Origin of the sequence: uncultured Campylobacter sp. (assembly GCF_938039205.1) — a bacterium.
Taxonomy (GTDB): domain Bacteria; phylum Campylobacterota; class Campylobacteria; order Campylobacterales; family Campylobacteraceae; genus Campylobacter_A.
Window position 1 is genome coordinate 1 of the sequence record NZ_CALHVM010000022.1, and the last position, 1833, is coordinate 1833.

1 protein-coding gene and 1 pseudogene are annotated in these 1833 nt (G+C 45.0%); one reads left to right on the forward strand and one right to left on the reverse strand.

Translation table 11 applies throughout. From position 1 onward, the window contains the following. Positions 1 to 626: pseudogene (locus Q0394_RS02755) on the forward strand (hydroxylamine reductase); the annotation flags it as partial. Between the two features lie 530 nt (positions 627 to 1156). Here Q0394_RS02755 and Q0394_RS02760 read toward each other — a convergent pair. Continuing rightward, positions 1157 to 1753: a CDP-alcohol phosphatidyltransferase family protein gene (locus Q0394_RS02760; RefSeq protein WP_298945466.1), complete on the reverse strand. Its 597-nt coding sequence runs from the start codon at positions 1751 to 1753 to the stop codon at positions 1157 to 1159. Between the last annotated feature and the right edge of the window lie 80 nt (positions 1754 to 1833).

Sequence of the window (1833 nt, forward strand, 5' to 3'; positions counted from 1 at the left end):
AAAACGACGATTTTACGCCGCTCATCGAGTGCGCGCTTGCATGCGGCGACGTGAGCATGGATAGCGACGAGAGCTTGGTGACGGGCGGGCACTACAAGACGATTTTGAGCCTTGCGCCGCAAATTTTAGACGCGATCAAATCGGGCAAAATCCGCCGCTTTTTCGTCATCGCAGGCTGCGACGCGCCTGGCAAAGGACGCGAGTATTACCGCGAGCTAGCGCTTAGCCTACCGAAGGACTGCGTGATTTTGACCTCTAGCTGCGGTAAATTCCGCTTTAATGACGTGGATTTTGGAACCGTGCCTGGCACCGAGCTTCCGCGTTATATCGATCTAGGTCAATGCAACGACAGCAACGGCGCGGTCAAGATCGCTCTGGCGCTAAGCGAAGCTACAGGCATCGCCGTAAACGATCTGCCGGTCTCGATCGTGCTGATGTGGATGGAGCAAAAGGCGGTCATCATCCTGCTTGCGCTGCTTAGCCTGGGCGTTAAGAATATCAACGTGGGCCCTACGGTACCTGAGTTTTTCAACGACGAAATTTTGGACTTTTTGGTGCAAAATTTTGGCCTTCGCCTAATCAGCGGCGACGCGCAGGCTGATTTGAAATACTTTTTGGGCGAATAAGTTTCCGCTCAATTAATTTTTACGGGCGCGCGAACGCCACATAAAACAGCGCGCAGAATTTCTCGCGATTTCTCGCGCGCCCGCAAAGCCGCTCCCGCCCGCCTTGGCAATGAGATAACTTTAGTAAAAACTGAATTTATAAATTTGATATGCTCGCCAAATTTAGTTTTTTGTACGGCTATCGCAAGCTCTTATTTTAAATTTGACTAGCTTGCATCGTCTATAAATTTGGCTATCTTTTTGATGAAGTTTTACCACGACCATGCTACATTTTTCAGCTATTTTTTAAATAATTTATCTGAGTGCGGATTGCGATTTATTGCTTGCCTACTAAACCTATGCTAGTTTTATAAAACTTTTAAACCAAATTTGGCCGTACCGTAAACTACGCCAGATGTTATAGCATTGCAGCAGAATATTGTTTTGAGATTTATATCGTTTGATTTATGGAAGTCTAGGCATAAATTTACAAAAATACGTCATCCTATTTTTGCTTCATTCCTTAGATTTATGCCACGTATTTTATTAAACTAGCTTTTTAACCCCATTCTAACGCGATTTATGCAGGTAAGCACAAGCAAAAATGCCACCGCATAAAGCGCCCAACCAAACCACGCCAGTAGCTGCCCAAATACCGCATATATAGTGCCGATAAGCCCGAATACGAATGCGCGATCGCTCTTACCCATAGGTCCATCGTAACGCCTACCGCTGCCGTGCACCTGCCCTAGGACGCCCAAAAACTCGCTCATAAAGGCCAAAAATATAACAAGCGCGATAACGCCCCATCCAAACGGAGCCACAAAAGCAAACGGCAGATAAAGTGCAGTATCGGAGATAACGTCGGTAGCTTCGTTTAGATAGCCTCCGAGCGGCGTTTTTTGATTAAATTCGCGGGCCAGCATGCCGTCGACAGCATTTAAAGCCATACGTAAAAACATCCAAACAGGCAGCAAAAAAAACAAAGCAGAGACGTCGCCAAATTTGATTAGTAGTGCACCTAGTAAAATAGACAAAACGCAGGCTACTAATGTGACTTGATTTGCCGTAATGCCGGCATTATAAAGACGCTTTACTAGCGGACGAAGTAGGTTTTGAAATTTTGGTTTTAACTCGTAGATACTCATAATTCTCCAAGCAGTTTTAATTTAGCATTTTCTCCTAAAAATACTTGAATAAAGTTTAATTGCTGCTTGAGTACAATTTA